Source organism: Faecalibacterium prausnitzii (genome assembly GCF_003324185.1).
In the GTDB taxonomy this organism is placed as follows: Bacteria; Bacillota; Clostridia; order Oscillospirales; family Ruminococcaceae; genus Faecalibacterium; species Faecalibacterium prausnitzii.
Map to the genome: position 1 here is coordinate 1 of NZ_PXUP01000057.1, position 1608 is coordinate 1608.

A 1608-nucleotide genomic window follows, 5' to 3' on the forward strand; every position below is an offset into this window, starting at 1 on the left:
GCTGCCCCTGACAAACAGCATTCAAATGCCATAATCAATGCAGCGAGGGCGACGGAGAGAATAGCAAAGCAAGCCCGGCCAACCCTCGCAGAAACAGAATAGCATTTGAATGCTTCGGTTTGTCAAGGGTTCGCTGCGCCAGCTAAGTTGTTCTTGGATTTGGCTCAGGCTCTGGAGAGAATCAGGCAGCTACAAGATATGCTTTGCCAGATTTCTGCAAGGCATAGATTAGCCGCACAAGTTTCTTCGTGGCATGGGATAAGGCAACATTGTAGTGCTTTCCTTCAGCACGTTTCTTGGCAAGATATTCAGCAAAGACGGGATTCCAGTGGCAGACGTACTTGGTTGCGTTGTAGAGGGCATATCGCAAATAACGAGAACCACGCTTCTCCATGTGAGCGTAACAGTTTGTAAGTTTTCCGGACTGGTATGTAGATGGAGAGCAGCCAGCGTAAGCAAGGATTTTGTCAGGAGATTCAAAGTTGGAAAAATCACCGATTTCAGCAAGAATCATGGCTGCTGACTGGATACCGACACCGGGAATAGAAAGAATCGGTGGATTCAGTTCATCCATGATTTTCTGAATAGAAACTTCAATTTCATCAATCTCGGAGGTGAGTTCCCGAATGAGTTTAATGGTATGCTTCAGTTCCAGAAATTTAGCAGGCATAACGGAACCAATGGAAGTTCTGGCAGCATCTCGAATCTGGATAGCCTTATCTTTGCCATAACGACCCTTGGATGCTGTCGCAAGAAGGTTTGTCAGCTTGGTGAGATGAATTTCTGAAATCTGTTTTGCACCGGGATATTCACTGAGGAGCGCATAAACCGAAGCAATATGGAGAGAGGGAACGAGCTTCTCCAGTTCTGGAAACAGAATCGTGACCAGTCTGGACACTGACTGCTTCAGCTTGGCTCTTTCACGAACCTTATCGAATCGGTATCTTGTTAGTGACTTTAACTCTTCGTTATGGTATGCTGTATCCGTGTAGGACTTGAGGTCTACATCGGACAATAGCATAGTTGCAATCGTTCTTGCATCCACACGATCGGTTTTGGTTTTGCGAAGGCTGAGACTTTTTCGGTACAGGTTGGTGTGCAAAGGATTCATGACATAGACGGCCAGGTCATTGTCAAGAAGAAATCCAAGAATGTTGTAGCTGTAATGTCCGGTAGCCTCAAGTCCTACTTTTATTTTGTCTGACTTTTTGGTACAGTCTCGAATCGTCTGAAGCAGCTGCTTGAAGCCATCCATGTTATTGGGGATGGTAATGCAGTCGGCACGAATCGTTCCGTCCGAGTCGAGAATACAGCAGTCGTGCTTATCCTTGGCAACGTCAATTCCAACACAAACCATTTTGATACCTCCGGCGTATTTATTTCGATGCTGTTCAGGACCACAGACTTCTTTGCTCTTGTAACCTCGTTCTAAATAAACCGTCTGGCGGTATCTAACTGATTAACATTTCAACAAAGAAGCTGTGGTTGGAGCCTCCCAAAAACCGTCTTTGCGGTAGTAACGCCTCACCAATCCACAGCACCCTGAAACTATTGTAGCATTCCGCTGGAGAGCGGTCTATAAATACTACTATTTTATTATACGAGGTA

At 45.6% G+C, this 1608-nt stretch carries 1 protein-coding gene; it reads right to left on the minus strand.

The genetic code is table 11. The annotated features are described in order from the left end of the window. Positions 1–181: 181 nt before the first annotated feature. Positions 182–1357 carry an IS110 family RNA-guided transposase gene (locus tag C7J97_RS14620; protein ID WP_005936957.1) on the minus strand — a complete coding sequence of 392 codons (1176 nt, stop codon included), beginning with the start codon at positions 1355–1357 and terminating at the stop codon, positions 182–184. Positions 1358–1608 lie beyond the last annotated feature (251 nt).